Below are 25,972 nucleotides of genomic sequence, written 5' to 3' on the forward strand. Positions count from 1 at the left end.
AGACCCATCACTTTTTCGAGAGATCGACCCAACAGAAAGTTCGCCCGTTCTTTCGATCACTGGCGATCTTCGTGACCTCGAAGACCCCTCTGATGTAGACGTCTCCTTGCGCGCGATGACCGACGTAGCGCGCGTCAACGTCATAGAGATAGATCCGACTGACCGTCGGGCGGCCCTCCGCATCGGGGCAGGTAGTAGTCATCATTTCCACGGAAGCAGGCTCTCCACCCTGCTCGTGCTCGTCAGCTGCCTGCGCCTTCTTCAGCAGGTCGCTCGCGATGACCACATCCACGTCCAGCCAGGGGGCCGACAGTGCGCCGCCAGGAACGGGACTTGAGTGAGAGGTTAGGGCCGAGAACATGGAATCCAGCTCCGCCTCTGTCCGGATCTCATTGTGGAACGGAACCGCTCCGGCCGCCCAGGTATTGTCTGCAACGATCAACGCGGTCCCACTGAAGATAACCCCGACAATGCCTGCGATCGCACCGACGATCCCCGGCCACTGCCTAGCCTTCTTCTGGGCACCCGCGAACTCCGAACCGCCCCGCTCCGAAGCGCGATCTTGATTGAGAGTAGGCCAGTCCTCGCTTGAGGGACGGAAATGACCAAGACCCGGTTCCCGACTGCACCTGCATCGACCATTGCCACCTGGACGGCGCTTCATAGCGCTCACCCCATCTCGTTCAACCCGGATGAGAGGAGCTGGTTTCGCCCGAGGAACCTCGGAGGTACGACGCCTGCTCCGATCACCAGAGTGAGGGCGGTCTAATGATCGACACAACAGTCATCGGCGTCTGATATATGATGCGACCATCACAAGGTCTTATGTAGCGCAGGTCACACACGCGTACCTGTCGACGTCGCCGCGCGAGGCCACACAGTCATGACTCGAGCCATCAGTCGGCCCCGCACTGTTCGCGACGCCGGACCTAGCGCCACCACACGATCGCGAGCACCAGGAAGAGGATCACCGGCACCGAGGCGGCCGCGACGACGGCCACGACGGGCGAGGTGCGGCGGTGGGCGGCGATCGCGGTGCCGGCGACCGCGGCGGCGGCGCCGACGAGGTGCCCGATGACGGTGTCCACGCCCGGCCCGGGACCGCCGAGGAACCACGGCGCCACCACGACCACCACCGCGAGCACGACCAGCCCGCCCGCGAGCACCCGGGCCAGGGCCACGAGGCGTCGCCGGGTGCCGACCAGCCGCTCGGGGGGCTCAGCCCGGCGGGGGAACGAGCCGGTGGCGAACCCGCCCGGCGGCGTCGGGCGCCCGGCACCGCGGGAGCGCTCGCGGCGGGTCGCGGCGCGGGGCACCCCGGCCGGCGAGGTCCAGCGGTCGGGAGAGACCCACGAGCCGGTCGAGGTCACGCCGGGCCGCTCGCCCCCGTGGGGCGGGGTCGGCGCGTGCGGGGACCAGGACCGGGGAGGGGTCTCGCCCTCGTCGTCGGGGTCGTGCTGGTCGGCGCGCTCGGCGGAGCTCACGGGGCGAGCCCCGACCACGCCGGCTCGGCGGGGGCCGCGGCGCGCCCCTCGGGGCAGTGGCGCCGGACGTCGCAGGCACCGCAGCGCGGGCCGGGGGCGGGCGGGAAGAGGTCCTCGGCGCGCCGCGGGTCCTCCTCGAGCGCGTCGGCGGCGGCGCCGAGAGCGACCGCGGTGGCCTCGGCGCGCTCGCGGTGCGCCGCGAGACCGGCGTCGTCGTGGTCGGCGGCCGCGACGGTGCCGCTCGGCAGGTGGTGCAGCTCGACGCGGTGGCACGGGCGGCGCAGCGTGCGCCGGGCGGCGAGCGCGTAGAGCGCCAGCGCGGGTGAGCGGCGGGCGTCGTCGGCGTCGGGGACGCGGCGGCCGGTCTTGTAGTCGACGACCACGACCTCGCCCCCGCGCTGGTCGAGGCGGTCCGCGCGCCCCTCGGCGACCATCGCGCCGGCCGGGGCGGACAGCCAGCGCTCGAGCCCGACGACCTCGCCCATCGGCTCCGGAGCATCGGGGACGGCGTGGCGCTCGACGTAGTCGGCGACCCAGGCTCGGGCCCGCTCGCGGTGGACGGCCGCCTGCTCGTCGTCGCGGAAGCCCTCCGACGACCAGCGGCGGTCGACCTCGACCGCGGCGCGCGCCCCGCTGCGCCGGGCGGGCGGCTCGCCGAACACCGCGTGCAGCGCGTTGTGCACCACCGCGCCGAGCGTGCTCGCCGCCCGCGCACCGCCCCGCGGCGGCGCCGGGCGGTCCAGGTAGGTCAGGCGGTACCGGCGCCGGCAGTCCTCCCACGTGGCGAGCCGCGACGGGGTCACGCGGACCAGGCGGGCGGGCATGCCGTCCAGACCCAGCTGCATGCTCATCGCCTCCCACCCTAGGGGCCGGGCCGTGCTCAGCCCGCGAGCACCTCGACGCCCGTCGCGCGCGTCGCGAGGGCCTCGAACATCACCGGGTGCGTCCTCTCCACGGCGATCCCCGTCGTCTTGTTCGCCCCGTGGTAGTCGCTCGATCCCGTGACCAGCAGACCCGTCTCCGTCGCGAGGTCGCGCAGCACCGCACGGTCCTCGGGGACGTGGTCGGAGTGGTCGACCTCGACGCCGTCCAGCCCCGCGGCCGCCAGATCGCGGATCACCGAGGGTTCCACGACCGCACCGCGCTTGCGGGCGAACGGGTGCGCGAAGACCGCCACCCCGCCCGCGGCGTGGATCATCGCGATCGCCCGCGTCATCGGAGTGTTGTACTTCTCCACGTAGTACGGGCCGTCCTTGCGCAGCAGCTCCTCGAACGCCTCCGGCACCGAGCCCACCACCCCGGCGTCGACGAGCGCCTGCCCGATGTGCGGCCGGCCCGCGGGCGAGTCGTCCGGCAGCCGCGCCAGCAGGGCCTCGCCGTCGATCGGCAGGCCGCCGGCCGCCATCCGGTCACCCATCGCCCGGACCCGCTCGCGGCGCGCGCCCCGCACCCGCTCCTGCTCGGCGACGACTTCCGGGTCGTCGGGGCGGAACAGGTAGCCGAGCAGGTGCGCGGTGACCGTGCCGCCGCGCCCGTCGTCGCTCTCCGTCGAGAACTCGGCGCCGCGGACCAGCGTCAGCCCGGACGGGCGCGCGGAGGCCGCCTCGTCCCACCCCGCGGTGGTGTCGTGGTCGGTCAGCGCGAGCACGGTCACCTCTGCCGCGACGGCCTTCTCGATCAAGCGAGTCGGGCTGTCGGTGCCGTCGGAGACCGAGGAATGGGTGTGGAGGTCGATCACGCGGTGAGTATCAGCGCCGCCGCGCCCGCGCACCGCCGAAGCCGCTCCCCGGCAGCGTGTACGAGCGGGTCTGGCGCTTGTCGCCGAACACGAGCTCGGAGATCGCCTCGTAGACCTCCTCGGGGTCGGGGAGGAAGTCGATGCGGTTGAGCGCCTGGATCTGACCGGCGGACTCGATGACCATCGTCCCGTAGCCGAGCATGCGGCCGTTGAGGGTGCGCTCGAACGTCAGGTCGGTGACCTTGGTCAGCGGCATCATGCCGACCTGGTGGGTGAAGATCCCCTTGGTCAGCATCACGCGCTTGTCGGTGACGACGACCTTCTCGACCCACCACTCGCTGACCTTGTAGCTGGTCTTGAGCAGCACGAGCAGCGCGCCGTACCAGAAGAGGTTGTCCAGCACGACGTTCTGGGGCAGGAACGCCGCCCCGAGCGCGAGCAGGACGAACAGGATGACGGCCTGCAGCACCTCGCTGACGATGACCGCCCAGTGGCGCCGGAACCGGATCACCCGCCGCTCGGTGGGCAGGACGTACTCGTCGACCTCGCGGGGTGCCAGCACGTCGGGACCTCCGGACCTAGAACAGCGCTCGGATGAATTCCACCACCGATGCCGCCGCGTCGCCCAGGATCGTGAGGATGCTGAGCACCAGATCCGCGGAGCCCTGGGGTTGGGAGATCACGAAGAAGAGCGCGAACGCGACGCCCGCGATGATGCCGATCTTCTTCGCGTTCACCAGATGTCCCTCGCGATGGTCGTCGCAGTGTCGTGGGCAGTATGGATCGTCCGAGCCGAGACGGTCATCCGACGTCCCGGGTGATACTAGTGTGATCTCGTGTGACGATGGGTGATCCCCGCACCGTTCCGGGCGCGTCGCGGGATCACGCCATCCCCCGGCCCGGCGACGTCCTGTGCGTCGGAGGGATCGTCACCGACCCGCGCGGCCGTCTCCTGCTGATCCGCCGCGCCCACGACCCCGAGGCCGGACGCTGGTCGCTGCCGGGCGGCAAGGTCGAGCCGGGCGAGTCCGTGCGCGACGCCACGGCGCGCGAGGTGGCCGAGGAGACCGGGCTCGACGTCGTCGTCGGCGAGGAGGTCGGTCACGTGCGCCGGCCCGCGCCGGGCGGGCGCACGTTCGTGATCCACGACTTCCGGTGCCGGCTGCGTCGGTCCGGGGCGGAGCCGCGCGCGGGTGACGACGCCGCCGACGCCCGGTGGGTCGACGGCGCCGCCTACGCCGCGATGGACGCGGCCGGCGAGCTCGTCACCGGGCTCACCGTCGCGCTGCGCGGGTGGGACTGCCTGCCGTCCTAATCCCGCTGCGGGACGGGGCGGCGGGGCTGCTCGGCCTCGAACGCCTCGTCGCTGCCCTCGGCCGCCGGGCGCTTCGGCACCATCACCTTGCGGCGGTAGATGCACACGACGACGCCGTCCTGGTTGTAGCCGATCGTCTCGACCTGGACCACGCCGCGGTCGTTCTTCGACGACGACTCCTTCTTGTCCAGCACCGTCGACTCGCCGTAGATCGTGTCGCCGTGGAACACCGGCTTGACGTGGCGCAGCGACTCGACCTCGAGGTTCGCGATCGCCTTGCCCGACACGTCGGCGACCGACATCCCGAGCAGCAGCGAGTAGACGTAGTTCCCGACGACGACGTTGCGCCCCTGCTGGGTGCCCTCGGCGTAGTGGGAGTCGAGGTGCAGCGGGTGGTGGTTCATCGTGATCAGGCAGAAGAGGTGGTCGTCGTACTCGGTGACCGTCTTGCCCGGCCAGTGCTTGTACGTCGCTCCGACCTCGAACTCCTCGAAGTACCGGCCGAACTGCACGTCGAACGCCTCCTGAACGTCGGTGGTCGCGGCGGCGGCGCGCCCGGGACGAGTGACTCCTCGTTCCGACGGCGCCGACGGCGGCCGTTAGGATGGCGGATCGTCCGAGGTCGTGTCGCGCGAGACCAGGGAGGTGAGACGTGGACGACTCCTACACCAGGGCCGACGCCCTGCCCCCGAGTACGGGCCGCGTCCCCTTTCCGGTGACGACCGCGCGCTGAGCGTCCGCGGGGTACTCCGGGAGGGACGCGGTGGCACACGCCAGCACGGTGCCAACAGCCCCCGTCACACCGTCCGGTCCCCGGAGGTCGCCATGCCTTCCCTGCCCACGCTGCGCAACGCCGGATCCCGCGTGATCCGCCCGGGTCGTCCCCGCGCGCAGGAGACGCGGGTCCCCCACGTGCCGCTCGCGGCGTTCGTCGTCGACTGCGCCGTGTACGTCGACGGCAAGCGCCTCGAGGGCCGCTGGAACCACCGCGACGCCATCGCGGAGGTCCGCCGGCGCGAGGAGGGCTTCGTGTGGATCGGGCTGCACGAGCCCGACGCCGAGCAGATCCAGGACATCGCCGAGGTGTTCGGGCTCCACCCGCTGGCCGTCGAGGACGCCGTGCACGCCCACCAGCGCCCGAAGATGGAGCGCTACAGCGGGGCGAACGCCTCGGGGTGCGCCGACGACATGCTGTTCTCGGTGTTCAAGACCATGCGCTACGTCGCGCACGCGTCGCCGACCACCGCCAACGAGATCGTCGAGTCCGGCGAGCTCATGGTCTTCCTCGGCAAGGACTTCGTCGTCACCGTGCGGCACGGTCAGCACTCCGGGCTGCGCCGGGTGCGCCACCTGCTCGAGGCCGACCCCGAGCACCTCGCCCAGGGCCCCGCGGTCGTGCTGCACGCCGTCGCCGACCACATCGTCGACGCCTACCTCGACGTCGCCCACGGCGTCGAGGGCGACATCGACACCATGGAGACCGAGGTCTTCGCGCCCTACTCGGAGGTCGGCGCCGAGCAGATCTACCTGATGAAGCGCGAGGTGCTCGAGCTGCGGCGCGCGGTGACCCCGCTCGTCACCCCGATGCGCCGGCTCACCGAGGGCTACTCGCCGCTCGTGCCGTCGGAGGTGCGCAGCTACTTCCGCGACGTCGACGACCACCTCGCGACCGTGGCCGAGCGCGTCGCCTCGTTCGACGAGCTGCTCACGACGCTGGTCGACGCCGTGCTCGCCAAGATCACGCTGCGCCAGAACAACGACATGCGCAAGATCACCGCCTACGCCGCGCTGCTCGCCGTGCCGACCATGCTCGCCGGCATCTACGGCATGAACTTCGACTACATGCCCGAGCTGCACTGGGAGTTCGGCTACCCGGCCGTCCTGCTCGCGATCCTCACGATCTGCGCGGTCCTCTGGCGGACGTTCCGCAAGAACCGCTGGCTGTAGGGCGGACGGTCTCTCCGGCATGTTCGTGAGGTCAACGTCGGCAGGGGGCGGTATATTTGCCGGCATGTTGTCCGAGTTTCCGTCGTTCGACGAGGTCAGAGCTGGTCTCGGCGACAAGGTCATCGGGGCGGTGTCGCTCAGCGTCGCGGACGCCAAGGAGCGACTTGCGGTCTACAGGCAGACCCTGCCTGACCACGCCGCTGAACACTCCCAGCGGGGCCTGGCGAACATGATCAACGACTGGCTCTGGGCTTCGATCCGGCGGAGCCTCGACCCAGTGGCGAGCGTTGCGTTGAACGACCGAGAACCGACGCACGAGATCGGGGTCGGGCTGGAGTACCGGCTTCGCGTGAAGCGGCACCGCGACGGCCGCGTGCGGAGCTACCCGACCCAGACCTTCCTCGACTTTCAGCTGCAGGGGCAGCAGCTCGCCTTCCCGTCCATGAGCGAGGTCCGCCTCAATGTGGGCTACCGATGGGACGAAGAGACACGGAGCATCTCGGCGCCGGTCATCTCGTTGCCCCATGGTGCCGACGTCATCTGGCACGAGACGCTGGAATCTGTGGCACCCAACATCAAACCGCTCCGTCCGGACGCCGACGGTCCACAGCTTCCGGTCATCGAGGTCGTCGAAGACGACGACGCCGAGGGCACCGAGGACCGATGACCGCGCTTGGTGAGGTCATTTTGACTCTCCGACGAGCGCGCGGGCTGACGCAGGTCGAACTGGCCGCTCGAGCCGGCGTGACCCAGGCGGCGCTCTCGCGGTACGAGCAAGATCTCCGGCACCCCGACGACGAGACTCTCGAGGCACTTGCGGCAGCGCTCGGCGTAACGCAGCGCTTCCTGAGCACCGCAGGGCGGGAACGTGGCGCCATGGCGATCGATGCGCACATGCGTCGCCGCGCGACGGCGAAAGCGACAGACTGGCGCATGCTCGAGGCTCGCTTGAACGAGCTGCGCTTCCACGCCCGTCAACTGTTCGAGGAAGTCTCACTCCGCTCCTCGGATCTCGTGCCGACGTTCGATCCACTTGAGACGACGCCTTCGGACGCGGCGCGCATGGTGCGGATGCAGTGGAAGTTGCCTTCCGGTCCCGTGCGCCGTCTCCTCGCATGGCTCGAGGCAGCGGGCTGTCTGGTCGTCCAGGAACCGTTCCCCACCCGCCGAGTCGACGGCCTGTCTCAGTGGATCGGCGATCATCCGGTCCTCCTCCTCAATAGCAGTGCTCCTCTCGACCGCCTGCGCCTCACCGCCGCTCACGAACTCGGACATCTTTGTCTGCACGCCAACGGTCCGGGCGATGATGTCGAGCGGGAGGCGAACGAGTTCGCGGCGGAGTTCCTCATGCCGGCCGCCGTCATCGAGAGCCAGCTGCGTCACCTCTCCATAGGCGACTTGATGGACCTCAAGAGACAGTGGGGCGTGAGCGTGCAGGCCCTGATCGAACGCGCTCATGCGCTTGGAACGCTCCGCCCTGCAGACCGGACGAGCCTCTACAAGCAGCTGAGCGCGAAGGGCTGGCGGACGCGGGAGCCGGGCAGCGACGAAATCGCACCCGAAGAGACTCGATTGACAACTGCGATTGCCGACTCGCTGCATCAACGCGGTCTCGATGACGACGAGGTGGCGTTGGTCGCCGGCTTCGCGTCCGCGGACACCAACCATGTCTTCGTCGGCTCACACGTTCGGCCACTGCGCGCACTTTGACGCCCATGCGGCGGTGCCAGCGACTCACCGGGCTGCTGCGCAGCGTCGAGGAATCCGCCGCCGCGGACGAGGGGAGAGCCGACGTCGAGGCCGGGCGACGCGAAGATCGCTGAGTCGGTGACGGACGCCGTCAGATCTGACGGCGATCGTCACCCGGACCGCGATCAGGGGCGCCGCGTCCGCCGAGGATCGAGCGGGCGGCTTTCCTGTCGTTGGACGTCAGCGTGGCCGCCACGCTGGCACACCCTGTGCCTCGAGCGGGCCCGGCGTGTCGCGCGGCGAGGATGTGGCGATCCTGGCGTCACATGCCAGCGATGCCGCATCGCTCGTACCGGGGACCCTCAGCCGTCGGTGCCCATCGCGAGCTTGCCGAGCATGTCGCGCGCCTTTTCGGCGTTGCGGGGCTGGCAGAGCACGTCGTAGCGCCCGGCCACGAGCTGGCTCTGCGACGTGAAGTCGCGCCGGCCGCGGGAGGCGCCGTAGGTGATCGCCCCGGAGACGACGCCGAACACGATGCCGATGACGAGGCCGGTGAGGATCGCGCCGAGGCCGCCGATCCCGCCCGCCGGCGACAGCAGGGAGAGCACCAGGCCGACGAACAGGCCCAGCCACGCGCCGGACGCGGCGCCGGTGGCGAGCACGCGACCCCAGGTCAGGCGGGCGATGACCCGCTCGACGAGCATGAGGTCGACGCCGACGATGGTGACGTCGGCGACGGGGAACTCGTTGTCGGCGAGGTGGTCGACCGCGCGCTGCGCCTCCTCGTACTTCGCGTAGGAGCCCACCGGCCAGCCGGACGGCGGCTCGGGGAGGTTGGGCAGCCCCGGCTGGGCGCCCGGGCGGTTCCCGGTGAACGGCGCAGTCACGACGATCCCTCGCTGTCCTTCGCAATCGGTCCCACTACAGACGTCAACGCCCGCCCCCGCCCGGGAGTGCCGGGCGAGGGTGAGCTGTGACGAAGGACCGTACCGCTGTCAGCGCAGCTTGTAGTCCTTCAGGAGGCCCCGGCTGATGATCGTCTTCTGGATCTCCGAGGTGCCCTCGCCGATGAGCAGGAACGGCGCCTCCCGCATGAGGCGCTCGATCTCGTACTCCTTCGAGTAGCCGTAGCCGCCGTGGATGCGGAACGACTCCTCGGTGACCTCCTTGCAGTACTCGGAGGCGATCATCTTGGCCATCCCGGCCTCGACGTCGTTGCGCTCGCCGCGGTCCTTGAGGCGGGCGGCGTTGACCATCATGTGGTGCGCCGCCTCGACCTTGGTGGCCATCTCGGCGAGCTTGAAGCTGATCGCCTGGTGCTGCGCGATCGGCTTGCCGAACGTGGAGCGCTGCTGGGCGTACTCGATGCCGAGCTCGAAGGCGCGGATCGCGATGCCGCAGGCGCGGGCGGCGACGTTGACGCGGCCGACCTCGACGCCGTCCATCATCTGCGCGAAGCCCTTGCCGGGCGCCGCGCCGAGCACCTGCGACTGCGGGATCCGGAAGCCGTCGAACACCATCTCGGTGGTGTCGACGCCCTTGTAGCCCATCTTGTCGATCTTGCCGGGGATGCTGAGGCCCTCGGCGACCTTGCCGAAGCCCCGCTCCTTGTCGACGAGGATCGTCGTCAGGTTCTGGTAGGGCTTCTCGGCGCCCTCGTCGGTCTTGACGAGCACCGCCGACAGGTTCGACGACCCGCCGTTGGTCAGCCACATCTTGGCGCCGTTGACGACGTAGTCGTCGCCGTCGGCCTTCGCGCTGGTCTTGATGGCCGCGACGTCGGAGCCGAGGTCGGGCTCGGACATCGAGAACGAGCCGGTGATCTCGCCGGTCGCCATCTTCGGCAGGTAGTGCGCCTTCTGCTCCGGCGTGCCGTGCTGGCGCAGCATGTAGGCGACGATGAAGTGGGTGTTGATGACGCCCGAGACGCTCATCCACCCGCGGGCGATCTGCTCGACCACCAGCGCGTAGGTCAGGAGCGACTCGCCCAGACCGTCGAACTCCTCCGGGATCATGAGCCCGAACAGGCCCATCTCCTTCATCCCGTCGACGATGTCCTGCGGGTAGACGTCGTCGTGCTCGAGCTGCTGCGCGTGCGGGATGATCTCCTTGTCCACGAAGTCGCGGACGGTGGAGAGGATCTCCTGCTGCACATCGGTCAGGCCGGCGGTCTGGGCGAGGCGTGCCATGCGTGGTGCTCCTGCTGTCCTAGAAGTTACCGACGAGTATCGGGTCAGCTCTCCGGCGGCGTCCAGCGCTCGCCGCGCGACAGGCCCGCGGCGCGACCCTTGCCCGCGACCACCAGCGCCATCTTGCGCGAGGCCTCGTCGATCATCTCGTCGCCGAGCATCGCGGAGCCCTTGGCGCCGCCGGCCTCCGAGGTGAACCACTCGTAGGCGTCGAGGATGTTCTCGGCGTGGTCGTAGTCCTCCTGCGACGGCGAGAACGTCTCGTTCGCGGCGTCGATCTGGCCGGGGTGCAGCACCCACTTGCCGTCGTAGCCCAGCGCCGCCGCCCGGTTCGCGACGCGGCGGAAGCCGTCGACGTCGCGGATCTGCAGGTAGGGGCCGTCGATGGCCTGCAGGTCGTTGGCCCGCGCCGCCATGAGGATCTGCATGAGGATGTAGTGGTAGGCGTCGCCCTCGGTGTAGCCGGGGGGCTGCTCGCCGACGACCAGCGACTTCATGTTGATCGAGGCCATGAAGTCGGCCGGGCCGAAGACGATGGTCTCCAGGCGCGGCGACGACTCGGCGATCGCGACGACGTTGTTGAGGCCGCGGGCGTTCTCGATCTGCGCCTCGATGCCGATGCGGCCGACCTCGTAGCCCATGGTCTTCTCGATCTGGGTGAGCAGGAAGTCCAGCGCGTGGACCTGCTCGGGGGTCTGCACCTTCGGCAGCATGATCGCGTCGAGGTTGGCCCCGGCGCCCTCCACGACCTCGGTGACGTCGCGGTAGGTCCACTCGGTGGTCCAGTCGTTGACGCGCACGACGCGCGTCTTGCCCTCCCAGCCGCCCTCGTTGAGCGCCGCCACGATCGTCTTGCGGGCCTCGGGCTTCACCAGCGGCGCGCAGGCGTCCTCGAGGTCCAGGAAGATCTGGTCGGCGGGCAGCGTCCGGGCCTTGTCGATGAACTTCTGGCTCGACCCGGGCACCGCCAGACACGACCGGCGGGGGCGGTTCTCCACACTCACGAGCTGTTGACCTCCACGTCGACGGAGCCGGCGGCCGATGCTGGCATGAGGTCCCCACACCTCATCGGCCGTGGTGAGGACCCTCTCAGAGGTGACTCGATCCAGCTCGGCACCCACGGGCGGTTAGCCTTCTGCCGTGACTACCGCCATGGCCAGGGTGTTCGTGGCCCGCATGGTCGGGCTGCCCGTCCTCGGGCCGGACGGCGAGCGGATCGGGCGCGTGCGCGACGCGGTGTGCGCGGTGTCGGTCGGCCCGCGGCCGCCCCGGGTGCTCGGTCTCGTCGTCATGGTCGGCTCCCGGCGGCGCATCTTCGTGCCGATGCTGCGGGTCACCGCCGTGGACGCGGCCGCGGTCACGCTCGCCACCGGTCAGGTCAACCTGCGGGCGTTCGCCCAGCGCCCCAACGAGGTGCTCGTCGTCGGCGAGATGCTCGACGCGCGGGTCCGGGTGGTCGACCACGACGCGGACGCGCAGGTCGTCGACGTGCTGATGGAGCACCAGCGCAGCCGCGACTGGCTCGTCACCCGCGTCGCCGTGCGGGAGCTCGTGGGCCGGCTCGGCCGGCGCGGCCCCATCCAGGTGCTGCCGTGGCCGGCGATCTCGGGGCTCTCGCTCGACGAGACCGGGCAGGGCACCGAGCAGCTGCTCTCCACGTTCGAGGACATGCGCCCGGCCGACATCGCGCACGCGCTGATGGACCTCCCCCAGCGCCGGCGCCACGACGTCGCCGACGGCCTCGGCGACGACCGCCTCGCCGACGTGCTCGAGGAGCTCCCGTCCTCCGAGCAGCAGGACCTCCTGCGCCACCTCTCCGCCGAGCGCGCCGCCGACGTCCTCGAGGAGATGGACCCCGACGACGCCGCCGACCTGCTCGCCGACCTCCCCGGCGCCGAGTCCGAGGAGCTCCTCGGGCTGATGGAGCCCGAGGAGTCGGAGCCGGTCCGGCGCCTGCTGACGTACTCGTCGAACACCGCGGGCGGGCTCATGACGCCCGAGCCGATCGTGCTCCAGCCCGGCGCGACGATCGCCGAGGCGCTCGCCCACGTCCGCAACCCGGACATCACGCCGGCGCTGGCGTCGATGGTGTTCGTCTGCCGCCCGCCGACGGCCACGCCGACCGGGCGCTACCTGGGCTGCGTGCACTCCCAGCGCCTGCTGCGCGAGGCACCGTCGGACCTCGTCGCCGGCGTCCTGGACTCCGAGCTCACGCGCATCGGCCCGGAGGCGACGCTCGCCGAGGTCACCCGCTACTTCGCGACCTACAACCTCGTCTGCGGCCCGGTGATCGACGAGGCCGGGCACCTGGTGGGCGCGGTGACCGTCGACGACGTCCTCGACCACCTGCTCCCCGAGGACTGGCGCTCGCAGCCGGACCCCGAACCCGCGCCCGCACCCGTCCCCGCCGCGCCGGTGACAGGAGGCGGCCGTGCCTGAGGCAACCCCGCGCCGCCGGCTCGACCAGCCCGCCGGGTCGCGCCGCCTGCGCCTGACCGTCGACACCGAGTGGTTCGCGCGCGTCGCCGAGAGCCTCGCGCGCTTCCTCGGGACGGGCACCTTCCTGCTGTGGCAGTCGGTCATCGTCGCCACCTGGATCGCCCTGAACGTCTTCGCGATCAGCCTGCAGTGGGACCCCTACCCGTTCATCCTGCTGAACCTGGCGTTCTCGACCCAGGCCGCCTACGCCGCGCCGCTGATCCTGCTCGCGCAGAACCGCCAGGACGACCGCGACCGCGTGTCCCTCGAGGAGGACCGCACGCGCGCCTCGCGGCTCTCGGCCGAGACCGAGTACCTCGCCCGCGAGCTGGCGTCGATGCGCCTGCAGCTCGGCGAGGTCGTCACCCGCGACTACCTGCGCGGCGAGCTCGAGCAGGACCGCGGCGTGCGGGACGGCACTCGCGACCCCGACCGCGCCGACAAGACCGACAAGGCGCTGGAGAAGGTCGTCGCCAAGGCCGTCGACCGGGCCGTCGCCCGCAACCTCGAACAGGCGCTGGCCCGGGTGCTCGACCAGGCCCGTGCGGGCAGCTCGCCGGACCCGGACCCGCACCGCAACGGCTACTGACGGGTACGCGTGCACGCCGCGTGACGTGCCCGTGAGCCCGGGGTGACGGGCGACGCTCCGCGTGCCCGCCGGTGCGCGGGGAGCGGCACGTAGCATGGGCTCCAGTCGGCGGGGCTCCGATGCGCCCGCCCCGGTCCCGGCGCGGGGCGCCGACTCCCCGGGACCGACCCAGCCGAGTCCGAGAAGGGTCCGATGGCCGCAGCACCATCCGTCGACGCGATCCGGTCCGCTCTGGCCGGCGTCGAGGATCCCGAGATCCACAAGCCGATCACCGAGCTGGGCATGGTCAAGGACATCAACGTCCTCGACCACGGCAAGGTGGAGGTGGCCGTCTACCTGACCGTCGCCGGCTGCCCGATGAAGGAGACCATCACCCGGCGGGTCACCGACGCGGTGTCCGCGGTCTCCGGGGTGACGACCGTGTCGGTCGAGCTCGACGTCATGGACGACGAGCAGCGCCGTGAGCTGCGCAAGACCGTGCGCGGAGACGCCGACGAACCGGTCATCCCGTTCGCCCAGCCGGGCTCGCTGACCCGCGTGTACGCGGTGGCGTCCGGCAAGGGCGGGGTCGGCAAGTCGTCGGTGACGGTGAACCTCGCCGCCGCGATGGCCGACAAGGGCCTGAAGGTCGGCGTGGTCGACGCCGACATCTACGGCCACTCGGTGCCGCGCATGCTCGGCACCGAGGAGAAGCCGACCAAGGTCGACGACATGATCATGCCGCCGCAGAGCCACGGCGTGAAGCTGATCTCGATCGGCATGTTCACCCCGGGCAACACCCCCGTGGTCTGGCGCGGCCCGATGCTGCACCGCGCGCTGCAGCAGTTCCTCGCCGACGTGTTCTGGGGCGACCTCGACATCCTGCTGCTCGACCTGCCCCCGGGCACCGGCGACATCGCCATCTCCGTCGCGCAGCTGATCCCGAACGCCGAGCTGCTCGTGGTCACCACGCCGCAGCAGGCGGCCTCCGAGGTCGCCGAGCGCGCGGGCGCGATCTCGCTGCAGACCCGCCAGCGGCTGGCCGGGGTCATCGAGAACATGTCGTGGATGGACATGCCCGACGGCTCCAGGCTCGACCTCTTCGGTTCCGGCGGGGGGCAGGTCGTCGCCGACTCGCTCGCGAAGTCCGTGGGCGGCAACGTCCCGCTCCTGGGCCAGATCCCGATCGACACCCGCCTGCGCGAGGGCGGCGACGCCGGCATGCCGCTGGTGCTCACCCAGCCGGAGTCCGCCGCCGGCGCCGCCCTGCGCGCGGTCGCCGAGAAGCTCTCCGTGCGCTCCCGCGGCCTCGCGGGGATGTCGCTGAACATCTCGCCGACCGGCCGCTGACGACCGGGGCTCAGCGCCCGCGTGCCCGGTACGCGGCGCGCTGGTCCCTGGTGATCCGCTTCCACCTCCCGCGCCGTTCCGCGGCGAGGCGGGCGTCGGTGCGCGCCGCCGCCCACTCGTCCTCGCGCTGGAGCTTGCGGTAGGCCTCCCGGCGCCGCTCCGGGAGCTCGCCGCCCTCCACGGCCGCGCGCACCGCGCAGCCGGGTTCGCTCTCGTGGGCGCAGTCGGTGAACCGGCACCCGTCGGCGAGGTCGACGACGTCGGCGAAGGCGCGGTCGATGCCCTCGGCGGCGTCGCGGAGGCCCACCGCCCGCAGGCCCGGGGTGTCCACCAGGACCCCGCCGGTGGGCAGGGGTATCAGCTCCCGGTGCACCGTGGTGTGCCGGCCCTTGCCGTCGACGGCGCGGACCTCGCCGACGGCGAGCACGTCGTCGCCGAGCAGGGCGTTGGCCAGCGTCGACTTGCCCGCGCCCGACGGGCCGACGAGCACCGTGGTGCCCCGGGCCGCGGCGGCGACGTCGTCGACGCCGTCACCGGTCACGACGCTGACCGCGACGACCTCGACACCGGGCGCCGAGAGCGCCAGGTCCTCGAGGACGGCGGCGACGTCCGGGCACCGGTCGGTCTTGGTCACGACGACCACCGGCGTCGCCCCGCTCTCCCAGGCCAGGGCGACGAGGCGCTCGACGCGCCCGGCGCGCGCCGCGGACTCGGCGGGGACGGTGACGAGAACGGTGTCGACGTTGGCCGCCAGCACCTGGGCCTCCGAGCGCCCGGAGGTGGCGGCGCGGGCGAGGGTGGTGCGCCGGGGCAGGACGGCGGCCACCGAGGTGCCGTCGAGCAGCACCCAGTCGCCGACCGCGAGGGCGTGGGGGCGGGAGTCGGCCCGGACACGCCCGGTGCCGGTGAGGACGTCGACGCGACCGCGGTCGACGCGGGCGACGCGGCCGGGCACGGCGCCGGGCGCCGCGAGCGGGCCGGCGAGGGCGGACCAGGAGTCGTCCCAGCCGTAGGAGGCCAGGACGGTGGTGTCAGGAGACGTGTCGTGCGAGAGAGACGGGAACACTGCGGGGTACGACCCTTCGAGCAGGACGCCGCGCCGCGTTCACACGGCCGGCGTCACCGAGAGGTGGCGTGACGGCGCCTCACCTGGCGCCCGTGGCGGGCGGCCATGGCGTTCACTCCTCGAAGTCGTCCCCGGGGCACTCGCCCCGGTCACCGACCAGGATGGCGCGCGGGGTCGGCGCGCACCAGCCCGTTTCCCGTGACCGTCAGGCCACCTGGAGCGACCGGCGGGACAGGCCCCACATGTTCCCGTCGATCGTCGTCGTCACCGGGCCCTCGGGGTCCGTGGCCGCGCCGAGGGTGACGAACAGCGGCACGAAGTGCTCCGCGGTCGGGTGCGCGTAGGGCATGCCCGGGGCGTCGCGGAAGCGGTGCAGGGTCTCGAGGTCGCCGCGGTCGAGGGCCTCGGCGGCCCAGGTGTCGAAGTCGCCGGTCCAGCCCGGGGTGTCCTGCCCGGCGAGCATCTCGCGGGTGAGGAACGGCAGCCCGTGGGTCATGAACCCGGAGCCGATGACGAGCACGCCCTCGCTGCGCAGCTCGCGCAGGCGCGCGCCGATGGCGAGCAGGCGGTCCGGGTCCTCGGTCGGCAGGCTCATCTGCAGCACGGGCACGTCGCCCAGCGGGTACATGACCTTCAGCGGCACCCAGGCGCCGTGGTCGAGCCCGCGCCGCGAGGTGTGGGCCGGCTGCCCGTCGGGCAGCGTCGCGGCCACCCGCTCGGCGAGCGCCGTGGCGTCGGGGGTCGCGTAGGTCATCCGGTAGAAGCGCTCGGCGAAGCCCCCGAAGTCGTACACCAGCGGGGTGCCGGCCTCGGCGCTCGACAGCGTCAGCGGCGCCGACTCCCAGTGCGCCGAGACGATGAGGATCGCCTTCGGGGTCGGCAGCCGGTCGGCCCACTCGCCGAGGCGGGTCATCCACTCCGCGTCGTCGAACAGCGGCGGCGCCCCGTGGCTGACGTACAGCGCGGGCAGCGGGCCGTCCTCGGGCCGCCAGGGCGTGCGCAGCGCGGCGCGCTCGCGCGCGCCCGGCTCGTAGGCGTCGAACGCCGCTCCCGGGTGGGCGGTGGCGAACGGGTCCATGGCGACTCCCTGGTCACAGGTTGATCCTTCAACTCCGGACGGTACCTGACATAAGTTGAAGCATCAAGTAATGTGGGGCCCATGCACGAGGGGCCCTGGCTGGACGACGACGAGCAGCGCGCCTGGCGGCGCACCGCCGCGGTGATGACGCTCCTCCCCGCGGCACTGGACGCACAACTGCAGCGCGACGCCGGGCTGACCCAGTTCTCCTACCTCACGCTGGCGATGCTCTCCGAGACGCCGGACCGCACGCTGCCCATGAGCGCGCTCGCGGCCACCGTGAACTCCTCGCTCTCCCGGCTCTCGCACGTCGTCGCGCGCCTGGAGCAGCAGGGCTGGGTGACACGCGAGCCGTCCCCGGAGAGCGGGCGCGTCACCGTCGCGCGGCTCACCGACGCGGGCCTGGAGAAGGTCCGCGAGACCGCGCCCGGCCACGCCGCCGAGGTGCGCCGGCTCATCTTCGACGCGCTCGACGACGACGGCGTCTCGTCGCTGGCCTGCGTCACCGCGGCGATCCTGGGCCGCCTCGACCCCGCCGGGGGCATGCGGGCCAACCCGCTCAGCCGGGAAGCCCCTCCGGAGCCCGACGCCCGACCCGCCACGGGGTGATGTCCGGGGGCACGCCCTTGCCGCGGCGCCGGCTCAGCGGGAACGTCGCGAACCGCCCGCCGTCGAGCAGCGCCCGGGTCGGGCTCGACACGCAGACCTCGCCCGGCCCGGCCGCGTCGGTGATCCGGGCCGCGATGTTGACGTCGCGCCCGTAGTAGTCGCCGCCGAGCTGCTGCGGGGTGCCGACGTGCACCCCGGCGCGCAGGTGCAGGCGGTACCCGTCGACGTCGAGCTCGCCGACCGCGTCGCGCGCGGCCAGCGCCACCTCGACGGCGTCCTCGACGCTCGGGTGCACGGCCATGAGCCCGTCGCCGAGGCGCTTGACCACGCGGCCGCGGCGGCGCACGAGCGGCTCCACGGCCGCGCCGACGCGGCGCAGCGCGTGCACGGCGACGTCGTCGCCGACCTCGAGGGTCCAGTCGGAGAAGCCGGCCAGGTCGGTGAACAGCACCACCACGTGCTCGTCGCTGGGGCGCTCCTCGACGCCCGCGTGCGCCTGCCAGACCTGCAGGGCGGTGAGCCCGACCTCGCGCAGCACGCTCGGGCGGGTCGCGGCCAGCGGGGCGAGCTGGGCCGCGAGCCGGCCGACGGCGTCGTCACCGGTCGAGAGCGGGTCGCCGTACGCGGGGTCGCCGGGGAGGCGGGAGCGGGCCCACTCGAGCGCGGCGAGCAGGCGCGGGTCGCTGTCGATCCGCCCGGCCGCCTCGAGCATCCGACGGCGCACCGGGTCACGCTGATGCGCAAGCACGTTACCGAAAGTAACAGTCAGCCCGGACGGTGATCGAGCCGCGAGCCTCCGTCGTGAGCAGTGACACGGGGGGTCAGGTCGCGTCCGGGTCGACCGGGGCGATCTCGCCGGGGCCGAGGGGCTTGCCGGGGGCCCGGGGCGCGGCCGGGGCGGAGGTGCCGTTCGTCGGCGGCGCCGGCGTGGCGGCCGCGGCCGTCCCGGGCGTCGCGGACCCGCTCCACGTGCCGTCGGCCGGGGGCTCGGCGAACAGGTTCTGCCGCACGGCGCGGCGCGGGTCGAGGTCGCGCACCGAGCGCAGGTCCTCGAGCGGCTTGCGCAGCTCGTCGAACTCGGGCCCGAGCTCCTGGCGCAGCTGGTCGCGGGCGCCGGTGGCGTAGTCGCGGATCGTGCGCACGGTGTTCGCGACCCACGACGCCGCCGCCGGCAGCCGCTCCGGGCCGAGCACGAACAGCCCGACCAGCGCGAGCACGAGCAGCTCGGGCCAGCCGATGTTGTCGAACACCCCGGCCCCCTTAGAGCGTGACCTGCAGCGTCAGCGGTCGGCCCTCGCGGACGACGCCCAGGCTGATCGTCTGGCCGGGGGCGTGCTCGCGCACGGCCACGACGAGCTCGTCGGCGGACGCGATCGGGCGGTCGTCGACGCGCAGCACCACGTCGCCCTCCTGCAGCCCGGCGCGCGACGCCGGTCCGCCGCCGCGGACGTTGAGGACCTGCGCGCCGTCCGCGGTGCCGTCGGTGACCGACTTGGCGTTCACCCCGAGGTCGCTGTGGGTGTAGCCGCCGGTGCGGATGATCGACTGGGCGATGGTGCGGACGTCGTCGATCGGGATGGCGAAGCCCAGGCCGATCGACCCGCCCTCGCCCCCGCCCAGCGTGCGGATCGCGGTGTTGATCCCGACCACGGCGCCGGAGGTGTCGACGAGCGCGCCGCCGGAGTTGCCGGGGTTGATCGCCGCGTCGGTCTGGATGGCGTCGATGACGGGGTTGGCCTCGGCCGACTCGGCGTCGAGGCGCACCGGGCGGTCGACCGAGCTGACGATGCCCTCGGTGACGGTGCCGGCGAGGCCGAGCGGCGACCCGATGGCGATGACGCCGTCGCCGACACGCAGGTCCGACGAGCGCCCGAGCTGGGCGACGACCGGGTTGGCGACGTCGACCTTCACCACGGCGACATCGGTCTGCGGGTCGCGCCCCACGACGCGGGCGGGCGCCCGCATCCCCGAGGCGAAGACGGCCTCGAGGCTCGCGCGCGGGTCGTTGGCGGCCAGCTCGACGACGTGGTTGTTGGTGACGATGTAGCCGTCGGGCGTCAGCACCACGCCGGAGCCGGTGCCGCCGCTGCTGCCGGCCTGCAGCTCGAGCGAGACCACGGCCGGGGCGACGCGCCCGGCGACGTCGGCCACCGAGCCCGGCGGGCGCTCCCGCCCCGTCTCGACCGGGGTCAGCGTCGCGCCCGGGTCGACGAGGCTGTCGGCGCCGCCCGCGACGGCCCAGCCGACGACACCGCCGACCGCGCCGAGCAGCAGCGCCACCGCGGCCAGCAGCGCGAGCGCGGTGGGCGCCACCCGCCGGCCGAGCACGAGCTCGCGGGCCGAGAGCCGCGGACCCACCGGGCGCACGGCCTCGCCGCGCCGCGACTCCCCCAGCGCCGGCCCGCCCAGCTCCGCGCCCGCATCGGGGTCGCGCCACGGGTCGGTGGTGGCGGTCTCGTTCTCCCAGAAGTCGTCGGGACCGTCCTCGTCGACGTCGGCACGGCGCTCGGGGCGCTGCAGCGACGACGCGCCCGGCCCTTCCGGCCGGCCGAACGCCGCGACCAGGGCCGGTGCGGGCGGCTCGCCCCGGCCCGACGGGCGCGGGCGTCCGCGCTCGCGGTCGGAGAACCCGCCCTCGACGCCCGAGGGGCGGCCGAAGACCGCGGCCAGCTCGCGCTCGTCGGCGGCGCGGTGGCCGCTCGAGTGGCCGTTGCCCTGCCCGTTGCCCTGCCCGTTCGCGTGCCCGTTCGCGTGCCCGTTGGTCGAGCCGTGGCCGTTCGCGTGGGGGGCGCCCTGACCGTTGCTCTGGCCGTTGGTCTGGCCGTTGGTCTGGCCGTTGGTCTGGCCGTTGGTGTGGCCGTTCGCCTGCTCGTGGCCGGTCTCGGACCGGGAGCCGTGCGGCGACCCGTGCGGGTCGGTGGGTCCGGTCATCGCGGGTCCCGGGTGGGCAGGCGGGCGGGCCGCTCGAGGGTGCTGCTCATCGCCCCACCACCGTAGAGCCTCGGGGCGCGGCACGCGTCGACACCGTCACAGCGTGCGACCGTGGTGGTGAAGGTCCGGTCAGGGGGCGCCGGGACCCGGCAGGCCGGGGGTCGCACCCGCCCGGTCGCGGACGGCCAGGTCGGCGGCCGCGGCGGTCGGGGTGACCTGGGGCGCGACGCTCCGCAGCGCGGGGACGGTCGCTGCCGAGGACGGCGCGGTGCCGGACACGGCCGCCGGCCCGGCGAACGCCGCGAGCGCGGCGGCGCCGACGACGACCCCGGAGCTCACGGCCACGGGCAGGCCCAGCGTGCGGCGGCGGGGCCAGCGGCGACCCCGGGGGCCGGAGTCGTCACCGGCCGGTTCGGCGGCGACGACGATCTCGCCGTCGGGACCCACCGCGAGGCCCGCGGGTGCCTGCGGGACGGGCGCGGCGTCGGGGATGTTGCAGAGGGCGCTGATCAGCGAGCTCGGCACGGCGGGGCCGCCGGCGGCGCGGACCCGGCGACGGGCCTGCCGCTGGGCGCCGACCTCGGCGGCGCAGGACAGGCACCGGTCGACGTGGGCGGCGGCGCGGTGCGCGGGCCCGGGCGGCAGCTCGTCGTCGACGAACGCGACGACGGCGTCGAGCGCGAGGTGGCCGGCGTCGGTGAACCGCCGCGACCAGCCCGCGCCCCCGGGGCGCCCGGAGATCATGCCGAGCTCCGTGGTGAGGCGGAGTCGACGGCACGGGACTCGAGCGCTGCGCGCAGGGCCTGACGCCCGCGGTGGATGCGGCTTCGCACGGTTCCCAGTTTGACACCCAGGGTCGCCGCGATCTCCTCGTACGAGAGACCTTCCACATCGCAGAGCACGACCGCGGCGCGGAACTCGGGGGCGAGCGCGTCGAGGGCGGCCTGCAGGTCGGGGTCGAGGTGGGCCTCGGACCAGACCTGCTCGGGGTCGGGGCCGCCGCCGGGCAGGCGGTCGGTGTCGTCGGGGAGGCCCTCCATCCGCAGGCGGGCGCGGCGGCGGACCATGTCGAGGAAGAGGTTGGTCGTGATGCGGTGCAGCCAGCCCTCGAACGTGCCGGGCTTGTAGCCCGCGAGCGAGCGGAACACGCGGATGAAGGTCTCCTGCGTGAGGTCCTCGGCGTCGTGGGCGTCGCCGGTGAGGCGGTAGGCCAGGCGGTAGACCCGGTCGGCGTGCTGGCGCACGACGTCGTCCCAGGTCGGCGGCACCCAGGCCTCGGCCTCCGCGGCGAAGGCGTCGTCGGTGCCCGTCACGTTCTCGGGACGCTCGAGGAGGGCCGTGCCGCCCGAGGACGGTCGGTGACCGTCGGACACCGGACCGGGGGAGACGGTGTCGGCGGCGGGGGCGGGTCGGTCGGGCATCGGGGTGCGTGCTCCTCGGCTCGGCTGACGGCGGCCGGTCGGGGTTCCGGCGACGTGGGCACCACTCTGGCGGCCCGTCATGTCACAGGGGTGAGGTCGAGCTGAGAGGGCCCTGAGTTTCCGCAGGTGGGCGTGATCCCGCCCTCACCCCGACCGTGTGGTCGGCGTGTCGGCGCGGCACGCCGCGCCCCGGGGTCCGGGCGATCTAGCCTGCTCGAATGGCGACGGGACGCCCCGGTGGGCGTGATGGCGGGCGCGGGGGCGTGCGCGGCACGTCGCGGCCGCTGCGCGCCGTCCGCAAGCCGGAGGCGAGCGCCCCGGTGGGCGCCGGCGGTCCCGACGGTCCCGACGAGTCCGAGGCGGCGGCCCGTGCCCGGACCCGCGTCGCCGAGCGGGCGGAGGCCTTCCTCGTCGAGGACGAGCTGCTCGCCGGGCTGCGCGAGCGCTGCACCGCGGAGGGCGTCGTCCCGGTCGCGCCCGCCACCGCGGCGGCCCTGACGTTCCTGGCCGCCTCGACGCGCGCCCGCGCGGTCGTCGAGATCGGCACCGGGCTCGGGCTGAGCACGGTGGCGCTCCTGCGCGGGATGCCCGCCGACGGCCTGCTCACCAGCATCGACCCCGACGGCGAGCGCCAGGTGCGGGCCCGCGCGGCGTGCGCCGAGGCCGGCTTCGCCCCCGGTCGCGTCCGCATGATCAAAGGGACGTCGCGGCAGGTGCTGCCGAAGCTCTCCGACGCCGGCTACGACCTCGTGCTCGTCGACGGCGTGACCACCGAGTTCCCCCGCGACCTCGAGGCGTCGCTGCGCCTGCTGCGCCCGGGCGGCGTGGTGGTCGTCGACGACGTGCTGTGGCAGGGCCGGCTCGCCGATCCTGTGCGCCGCGAGGCCGTCGCGGGCGCGTTGCGCGAGACCGTGCGCCGGGTCCGCGAGGACGAGCGCCTCGTGCCGCTCGTGCTGCCGATCGCCGAGGGCCTGCTCTGCGCGACCCTGCGGGACACGTCAGCGTCCTGAGGCGCGCCCGGCGCAGAACTCGACGAGCGTGCGGGCCGCGAAGCCCGTGGCGCCCTTGGCGACCTCCTCGTGCGGGCTGTCGCAGCGCGCCGGGCCGGCGATGTCGAGGTGGGCCCACGGCCGCCCGTCGGTGAAGCGGCGCAGGAACAGGGCCGCCGCGATGCCGCCCGGCCCGCCCGGGGCCTGGCGGACGTCGGCGATCGTGGAGTCGACGTCCGGGTCGAGGTCGGCGCTCAGCGGCATCGGCCACCACGCCTCCCCCGTCGCCTCGCCGGCCGCGGCGATCGCCGCGCGCAGGCCCGGGTCGCTGGCGAAGACGCCGCCGGTGCGGACGCCGAGGGCGACCTTCATCGCCCCGGTGAGCGTGGCGACGTCGACGACCACGTCGGGCGCGAGCTCCTCGAGCGCGTAGGCGATCGCGTCGGCGAGCACCATGCGCCCCTCGGCGTCGGTGTTGGTGACCTCGGTGGTGGTGCCGCCGCGGTGGCGCACGATGTCGCCGGGCCGGTACGCCGAGCCGGAGACGTGGTTCTCGGCGAGCGGGACGAGGCCGGTGACCCGCACCGGCACGCCGAGCCGGGCGAGCGAGCGCAGGGCGGCCACGACCGCGGCGCCGCCGGCGCAGTCGGTGCGCATGTCCGCCATGCCGGCGTTCGGCTTGATCGAGATGCCGCCGGTGTCGAACGTGATGCCCTTGCCGACGAGGACGACGTGGTCTCCTGCGCCGAGCGGCGACCAGCGGAGCTCGAGGAACCGCGGCGGGCGGGACGACCCGCCGCCGACGGCGAGGACGCCGCCGAAGCCCTCCGCGGCGAGCCAGTGCTCGTCCCGGACGGTGACCTCGAGGCCGTCGGCGTCGCCGACCAGCGCGACCGCGGTGTCCGCGAACCAGGCGGGCGACTTCGCGCCCGAGGGCGTGTCCGCGAGGTCGCGGGCGCGGGCGGTGGCCGAGGCGAGCTCGATCGCCCGCTCGACGTCCGCGCGGTGCTCGGCGGGGACGTCGACGTGCACCCGCAGCCGGGCCGGGGTCGCGTCGGACCGCAGCGTGAACCGGTGGGAGCCGAGGACGACGCCGAGGGCGAGCGACGCCCAGTCGCCGGCGGAGTCCGGGGTGTCCTCGGGCCGGTCGGGGCGCAGGACGGCGACGCGCTCGTCACCCTCGTCGCCGCTGCTCACGGCGCTCGCCGGGGCGTCGCGCAGGGCGCGGACCGCCGCGGCGCCCGCGGCCCGCCAGTCCTGCGCGCGGCCCTCCCCGACGCCGACGAGCCAGCCCACCGGGGCCGCCCCGGGCAGCGCGGCGACCGACCCCGCCGACGGCCGCCACCCCGGCGGAGCACCCTCGACGGCACCGTGGCCGGCGTCGTCGGTGGCGTCCGCGGGAGCGGCGGGGTCGGTGTCGGTGTCGGCCCGGGTGTCCGTGGGGTGGTCGCGACGCCGCCACCTCACGGTGGCCGCGGCGTCGTCGTCACCGGGAGGGACGTCGGTGGTGAGGACGGCGAGCGGGGTGGGCAGCGCCGGAGCCGCGTACGGCACGGCGACCGCGGGGCCGGCGCCCTCCCGCCCCACGGAGGTCGGGGTGCTCAGCCGACCACGCCCTGCAGAGCCTCTCGCAGGTCGCCCGCCTCGTCCGCCGTCATCTCGACGACGAGGCGCCCCCCACCCTCGAGCGGCACGCGCATCACGATGCCGCGCCCCTCCTTGGTGACCTCGAGGGGACCGTCACCGGTCCGGGGCTTCATGGCCGCCATAGCGTGCTCCCTCCGCGAGCTTGGTCGTCTTCGTTCCCCGTGTCGCCCGCGAGGGGGACCGGGGAGCGAGCGCCGTGTGACAAGCGACGATTCTTCCCTATGGACCCGACAGGCACGACACCGGAGCGATCATCCGGGCGTGTCCGCCCCGGTCAGGCGCCTTCCGCGGCCCCCGCGGCGTCCCCCGCGGCCCCGATCGCGCGGAAGCAGCCGGCGACGTGGTCGTCGACCATCCCGGTCGCCTGCATCATCGCGTAGCACGTCGTCGGCCCCACGAACCGGAAGCCGCGGGCGCGCAGGGCCTTGGCCATCGCGGTCGACTCCGGGGTGGTGGCGGGGACGTCCTCGAAGCCCGCCGGCGGCGCCTCCCGCGCGGGCGGGGCGAACGACCAGAGCAGGGTGTCGAGGTCCTCGCCGCGCTCGGCGAGCTCCAGGACGGCGCGGGCGTTGGCGATCGTCGCCTCGATCTTGGCGCGGTTGCGGACGATCCCGGCGTCGGCGAGCAGGCGCGCGACGTCGTCGTCGCCGAACCGGGCCACCGCCTCCGGGTCGAAGCCGGCGAACGCGGCGCGGAACGCCGGCCGCTTGCGCAGCACGATCAGCCACGACAGCCCCGACTGGAACGCCTCGAGGCTGATCCGCTCGTAGAGCGGGTCGCGTCCGCGCAGCTCGCGGCCCCACTCGGTGTCGTGGTACCCGGCGAGCAGGCCGTCCCCCGCGCCCCAGGGGCAGCGGCCGACGCCGTCGGTGCCGACGACCGCGACGGTCACGTCCGGCTCTCGCACCGCCGGGCCAGGTCGTCCAGCGAGCGCTGGAGGCCCCAGGCGAAGGCGGGCCTGACGACCGGCCAGCCCAGCGCCCCGAGGGGGCCCAGCGGCAGGTCGAGCTGCTCGCTCATCGTGAACGTGGAGCCCTCGCGGCCGTCGTCACCCCGGCGCTCGACGACGGTGAAGACTCCGCTGCCGCGCACCAGGCTGCCGGTGTGGCGCATGGTCGCCCGGTGCGGCGGGTCCCAGCCGACCAGCTCCATCGTGTCCGTGAACCCCACCGGCCCGACGCCGGTGAACGCGGCGATCCGCGTCCCGAGGCTCACGCCGTCGCCGTGGGTGACCTTCACCGACGTCCCGAGCATCCAGTCGCCCTGGTTCTCCCAGTCGGTGACCTCACGCCACACCGTCTCGACGGGGGCGTCGACGTCCACCGACACCGTGATCTCGCGCCGCGCCATGCCTCTCCTCGCGATGTGTCAGCGGCGTGGCGTCGCAGACACTCGACGTCCGCAACGCCACGCGCTCGAACCTGCTGGGTGCCCGCTCAGTGCCGCCGGTCGGCGTCGTGCGTCGTGCCGGCG

General features: G+C 73.4%; 29 protein-coding genes and 1 pseudogene. 9 read left to right on the top strand and 21 right to left on the bottom strand.

The genetic code is table 11. The features are described from left to right. Positions 1-7 precede the first annotated feature (7 nt). The 6 genes from WCD58_RS27150 to WCD58_RS27175 all read right to left on the bottom strand — a co-directional run bounded on the left by WCD58_RS27150 (position 8) and on the right by WCD58_RS27175 (position 3,959). Complete coding sequence (locus tag WCD58_RS27150; RefSeq protein ID WP_337706234.1) at positions 8-673, bottom strand: hypothetical protein; 666 nt, start codon at positions 671-673, stop codon at positions 8-10. A gap of 256 nt (positions 674-929) precedes the next feature. After that, on the bottom strand, positions 930-1,484 hold the full coding sequence (locus WCD58_RS27155; protein WP_337706235.1) for a hypothetical protein: 555 nt from the start codon (positions 1,482-1,484) through the stop codon (positions 930-932). Further along, positions 1,481-2,335, bottom strand: coding sequence for a RecB family exonuclease (locus WCD58_RS27160; RefSeq protein WP_337706236.1), 855 nt, complete (start codon positions 2,333-2,335; stop codon positions 1,481-1,483). The genes WCD58_RS27155 and WCD58_RS27160 overlap by 4 nt, the downstream gene beginning before the upstream one ends. Before the next feature lie 29 nt (positions 2,336-2,364). Continuing rightward, positions 2,365-3,222, bottom strand: coding sequence for a PHP domain-containing protein (locus WCD58_RS27165; RefSeq protein ID WP_337706237.1), 858 nt, complete (start codon positions 3,220-3,222; stop codon positions 2,365-2,367). A 10-nt stretch (positions 3,223-3,232) separates the two neighbouring features. After that, on the bottom strand, positions 3,233-3,784 hold the full coding sequence (locus WCD58_RS27170) for a PH domain-containing protein (protein ID WP_133827329.1): 552 nt from the start codon (positions 3,782-3,784) through the stop codon (positions 3,233-3,235). A 16-nt stretch (positions 3,785-3,800) separates the two neighbouring features. After that, positions 3,801-3,959: a hypothetical protein gene (locus tag WCD58_RS27175; RefSeq protein ID WP_337706238.1), complete on the bottom strand. Its 159-nt coding sequence runs from the start codon at positions 3,957-3,959 to the stop codon at positions 3,801-3,803. Between the two features lie 107 nt (positions 3,960-4,066). On the opposite strand from WCD58_RS27175, the gene WCD58_RS27180 reads away from it, so the two are divergent. Next, positions 4,067-4,537: an NUDIX domain-containing protein gene (locus WCD58_RS27180; RefSeq protein ID WP_337706239.1), complete on the top strand. Its 471-nt coding sequence runs from the start codon at positions 4,067-4,069 to the stop codon at positions 4,535-4,537. Here WCD58_RS27180 and WCD58_RS27185 read toward each other — a convergent pair. Then, the gene (locus tag WCD58_RS27185; protein WP_337706240.1) at positions 4,534-5,049 is read right to left on the bottom strand and encodes a MaoC family dehydratase; all 516 of its coding nucleotides are present in this window, start codon (positions 5,047-5,049) and stop codon (positions 4,534-4,536) included. The two genes, WCD58_RS27180 and WCD58_RS27185, sit on opposite strands and share 4 nt — an antisense overlap. 313 nt (positions 5,050-5,362) lie before the next feature. Here WCD58_RS27185 and WCD58_RS27190 point away from each other — a divergent pair, with 313 nt between their 5' ends. The 3 genes from WCD58_RS27190 to WCD58_RS27200 all read left to right on the top strand — a co-directional run bounded on the left by WCD58_RS27190 (position 5,363) and on the right by WCD58_RS27200 (position 8,194). Continuing rightward, positions 5,363-6,484 (top strand): magnesium and cobalt transport protein CorA, encoded by a 1,122-nt coding sequence (locus tag WCD58_RS27190; protein ID WP_337706241.1) that lies wholly within the window; start codon positions 5,363-5,365, stop codon positions 6,482-6,484. 64 nt (positions 6,485-6,548) lie between these two features. Then, positions 6,549-7,151 (top strand): hypothetical protein, encoded by a 603-nt coding sequence (locus WCD58_RS27195; protein WP_337706242.1) that lies wholly within the window; start codon positions 6,549-6,551, stop codon positions 7,149-7,151. Then, positions 7,148-8,194, top strand: a complete 1,047-nt coding sequence (locus WCD58_RS27200) for a helix-turn-helix domain-containing protein (RefSeq protein WP_337706243.1) — start codon at positions 7,148-7,150, stop codon at positions 8,192-8,194. The genes WCD58_RS27195 and WCD58_RS27200 overlap by 4 nt, the downstream gene beginning before the upstream one ends. A gap of 341 nt (positions 8,195-8,535) precedes the next feature. Here the strand turns inward: WCD58_RS27200 and WCD58_RS27205 are convergent, their stop codons facing one another. From WCD58_RS27205 to WCD58_RS27215, 3 genes are all read right to left on the bottom strand, one after another. Further along, positions 8,536-9,066 (bottom strand): YflT domain-containing protein, encoded by a 531-nt coding sequence (locus WCD58_RS27205; RefSeq protein WP_337706375.1) that lies wholly within the window; start codon positions 9,064-9,066, stop codon positions 8,536-8,538. Positions 9,067-9,168: 102 nt separating this feature from the next. Continuing rightward, the gene (locus WCD58_RS27210; RefSeq protein WP_337706244.1) at positions 9,169-10,362 is read right to left on the bottom strand and encodes an acyl-CoA dehydrogenase family protein; all 1,194 of its coding nucleotides are present in this window, start codon (positions 10,360-10,362) and stop codon (positions 9,169-9,171) included. A 44-nt stretch (positions 10,363-10,406) separates the two neighbouring features. After that, positions 10,407-11,366 (bottom strand): HpcH/HpaI aldolase/citrate lyase family protein, encoded by a 960-nt coding sequence (locus WCD58_RS27215; RefSeq protein ID WP_337706245.1) that lies wholly within the window; start codon positions 11,364-11,366, stop codon positions 10,407-10,409. A gap of 148 nt (positions 11,367-11,514) precedes the next feature. Between WCD58_RS27215 and WCD58_RS27220 the strand changes: the two genes are divergently transcribed. From WCD58_RS27220 to WCD58_RS27230, 3 genes and pseudogenes are all read left to right on the top strand, one after another. Further along, positions 11,515-12,801 carry a magnesium transporter MgtE N-terminal domain-containing protein gene (locus WCD58_RS27220; RefSeq protein ID WP_337706376.1) on the top strand — a complete coding sequence of 429 codons (1,287 nt, stop codon included), beginning with the start codon at positions 11,515-11,517 and terminating at the stop codon, positions 12,799-12,801. Further along, positions 12,794-13,243: pseudogene (locus WCD58_RS27225) on the top strand (DUF1003 domain-containing protein); the annotation flags it as partial. The gene WCD58_RS27220 and the pseudogene WCD58_RS27225, both read left to right, overlap by 8 nt. Before the next feature lie 378 nt (positions 13,244-13,621). After that, positions 13,622-14,758 (top strand): Mrp/NBP35 family ATP-binding protein, encoded by a 1,137-nt coding sequence (locus WCD58_RS27230; protein ID WP_337706247.1) that lies wholly within the window; start codon positions 13,622-13,624, stop codon positions 14,756-14,758. A 10-nt stretch (positions 14,759-14,768) separates the two neighbouring features. On the opposite strand, the gene rsgA is transcribed toward WCD58_RS27230, so the two are convergent. Together rsgA and WCD58_RS27240 are read right to left on the bottom strand one after the other, a co-directional pair. Next, positions 14,769-15,824, bottom strand: a complete 1,056-nt coding sequence (gene rsgA, locus WCD58_RS27235; RefSeq protein ID WP_337706248.1) for a ribosome small subunit-dependent GTPase A — start codon at positions 15,822-15,824, stop codon at positions 14,769-14,771. Between the two features lie 205 nt (positions 15,825-16,029). Further along, positions 16,030-16,902 carry a dioxygenase family protein gene (locus WCD58_RS27240; RefSeq protein WP_337706249.1) on the bottom strand — a complete coding sequence of 291 codons (873 nt, stop codon included), beginning with the start codon at positions 16,900-16,902 and terminating at the stop codon, positions 16,030-16,032. A gap of 81 nt (positions 16,903-16,983) precedes the next feature. Here WCD58_RS27240 and WCD58_RS27245 point away from each other — a divergent pair, with 81 nt between their 5' ends. Then, the gene (locus WCD58_RS27245; RefSeq protein WP_337706250.1) at positions 16,984-17,511 is read left to right on the top strand and encodes a MarR family winged helix-turn-helix transcriptional regulator; all 528 of its coding nucleotides are present in this window, start codon (positions 16,984-16,986) and stop codon (positions 17,509-17,511) included. On the opposite strand, the gene WCD58_RS27250 is transcribed toward WCD58_RS27245, so the two are convergent. From WCD58_RS27250 to sigE, 5 genes are all read right to left on the bottom strand, one after another. Further along, positions 17,462-18,235 carry an adenylate/guanylate cyclase domain-containing protein gene (locus WCD58_RS27250; protein ID WP_337706251.1) on the bottom strand — a complete coding sequence of 258 codons (774 nt, stop codon included), beginning with the start codon at positions 18,233-18,235 and terminating at the stop codon, positions 17,462-17,464. The two genes, WCD58_RS27245 and WCD58_RS27250, sit on opposite strands and share 50 nt — an antisense overlap. A gap of 97 nt (positions 18,236-18,332) precedes the next feature. Next, positions 18,333-18,761, bottom strand: a complete 429-nt coding sequence (gene tatB, locus WCD58_RS27255) for a Sec-independent protein translocase protein TatB (RefSeq protein WP_337706252.1) — start codon at positions 18,759-18,761, stop codon at positions 18,333-18,335. Between the two features lie 10 nt (positions 18,762-18,771). After that, complete coding sequence (locus WCD58_RS27260) at positions 18,772-20,442, bottom strand: S1C family serine protease (RefSeq protein ID WP_337706253.1); 1,671 nt, start codon at positions 20,440-20,442, stop codon at positions 18,772-18,774. A gap of 129 nt (positions 20,443-20,571) precedes the next feature. Beyond that, positions 20,572-21,186 carry a zf-HC2 domain-containing protein gene (locus WCD58_RS27265; RefSeq protein WP_337706254.1) on the bottom strand — a complete coding sequence of 205 codons (615 nt, stop codon included), beginning with the start codon at positions 21,184-21,186 and terminating at the stop codon, positions 20,572-20,574. Further along, complete coding sequence (gene sigE / locus WCD58_RS27270) at positions 21,183-21,863, bottom strand: RNA polymerase sigma factor SigE (protein ID WP_337706255.1); 681 nt, start codon at positions 21,861-21,863, stop codon at positions 21,183-21,185. The genes WCD58_RS27265 and sigE overlap by 4 nt, the downstream gene beginning before the upstream one ends. A 218-nt stretch (positions 21,864-22,081) precedes the next feature. Here sigE and WCD58_RS27275 point away from each other — a divergent pair, with 218 nt between their 5' ends. Next, positions 22,082-22,873 carry an O-methyltransferase gene (locus tag WCD58_RS27275; RefSeq protein ID WP_337706256.1) on the top strand — a complete coding sequence of 264 codons (792 nt, stop codon included), beginning with the start codon at positions 22,082-22,084 and terminating at the stop codon, positions 22,871-22,873. Here WCD58_RS27275 and WCD58_RS27280 read toward each other — a convergent pair. The 4 genes from WCD58_RS27280 to WCD58_RS27295 form a co-directional block, all read right to left on the bottom strand. Continuing rightward, complete coding sequence (locus WCD58_RS27280; protein ID WP_337706257.1) at positions 22,862-24,439, bottom strand: leucyl aminopeptidase family protein; 1,578 nt, start codon at positions 24,437-24,439, stop codon at positions 22,862-22,864. The two genes, WCD58_RS27275 and WCD58_RS27280, sit on opposite strands and share 12 nt — an antisense overlap. Before the next feature lie 14 nt (positions 24,440-24,453). Then, complete coding sequence (locus WCD58_RS27285; protein WP_133827309.1) at positions 24,454-24,621, bottom strand: DUF3117 domain-containing protein; 168 nt, start codon at positions 24,619-24,621, stop codon at positions 24,454-24,456. Positions 24,622-24,773: 152 nt separating this feature from the next. After that, positions 24,774-25,391: a DNA-3-methyladenine glycosylase I gene (locus WCD58_RS27290; RefSeq protein ID WP_337706258.1), complete on the bottom strand. Its 618-nt coding sequence runs from the start codon at positions 25,389-25,391 to the stop codon at positions 24,774-24,776. Then, positions 25,388-25,849, bottom strand: a complete 462-nt coding sequence (locus WCD58_RS27295) for an SRPBCC family protein (RefSeq protein ID WP_337706259.1) — start codon at positions 25,847-25,849, stop codon at positions 25,388-25,390. Before WCD58_RS27295 ends, WCD58_RS27290 begins: the two co-directional genes overlap by 4 nt. Positions 25,850-25,972 lie beyond the last annotated feature (123 nt).

It is taken from the genome of Actinomycetospora flava (assembly GCF_037400335.1).
Taxonomy (GTDB): Bacteria; Actinomycetota; Actinomycetes; order Mycobacteriales; family Pseudonocardiaceae; genus Actinomycetospora; species Actinomycetospora flava.

Excerpts from the sequence above, each read along its gene's own strand:
- WCD58_RS27230 (WP_337706247.1), top strand. The coding sequence starts at position 13,622 with ATGGCCGCAGCACCATCCGTCGACGCGATCCGGTCCGCTCTGGCCGGC.
- WCD58_RS27245 (WP_337706250.1), top strand. The coding sequence starts at position 16,984 with ATGCACGAGGGGCCCTGGCTGGACGACGACGAGCAGCGCGCCTGGCGG.
- WCD58_RS27220 (WP_337706376.1), top strand. The coding sequence starts at position 11,515 with ATGGCCAGGGTGTTCGTGGCCCGCATGGTCGGGCTGCCCGTCCTCGGG.
- WCD58_RS27190 (WP_337706241.1), top strand. The coding sequence starts at position 5,363 with ATGCCTTCCCTGCCCACGCTGCGCAACGCCGGATCCCGCGTGATCCGC.
- WCD58_RS27180 (WP_337706239.1), top strand. The coding sequence starts at position 4,067 with ATGGGTGATCCCCGCACCGTTCCGGGCGCGTCGCGGGATCACGCCATC.
- WCD58_RS27295 (WP_337706259.1), bottom strand. The coding sequence starts at position 25,849 with ATGGCGCGGCGCGAGATCACGGTGTCGGTGGACGTCGACGCCCCCGTC.
- WCD58_RS27260 (WP_337706253.1), bottom strand. The coding sequence starts at position 20,442 with ATGACCGGACCCACCGACCCGCACGGGTCGCCGCACGGCTCCCGGTCC.
- WCD58_RS27275 (WP_337706256.1), top strand. The coding sequence starts at position 22,082 with ATGGCGACGGGACGCCCCGGTGGGCGTGATGGCGGGCGCGGGGGCGTG.
- sigE (WP_337706255.1), bottom strand. The coding sequence starts at position 21,863 with ATGCCCGACCGACCCGCCCCCGCCGCCGACACCGTCTCCCCCGGTCCG.
- WCD58_RS27160 (WP_337706236.1), bottom strand. The coding sequence starts at position 2,335 with ATGAGCATGCAGCTGGGTCTGGACGGCATGCCCGCCCGCCTGGTCCGC.
- WCD58_RS27210 (WP_337706244.1), bottom strand. The coding sequence starts at position 10,362 with ATGGCACGCCTCGCCCAGACCGCCGGCCTGACCGATGTGCAGCAGGAG.
- WCD58_RS27285 (WP_133827309.1), bottom strand. The coding sequence starts at position 24,621 with ATGGCGGCCATGAAGCCCCGGACCGGTGACGGTCCCCTCGAGGTCACC.
- WCD58_RS27240 (WP_337706249.1), bottom strand. The coding sequence starts at position 16,902 with ATGGACCCGTTCGCCACCGCCCACCCGGGAGCGGCGTTCGACGCCTAC.
- WCD58_RS27195 (WP_337706242.1), top strand. The coding sequence starts at position 6,549 with ATGTTGTCCGAGTTTCCGTCGTTCGACGAGGTCAGAGCTGGTCTCGGC.
- WCD58_RS27265 (WP_337706254.1), bottom strand. The coding sequence starts at position 21,186 with ATGATCTCCGGGCGCCCCGGGGGCGCGGGCTGGTCGCGGCGGTTCACC.
- WCD58_RS27200 (WP_337706243.1), top strand. The coding sequence starts at position 7,148 with ATGACCGCGCTTGGTGAGGTCATTTTGACTCTCCGACGAGCGCGCGGG.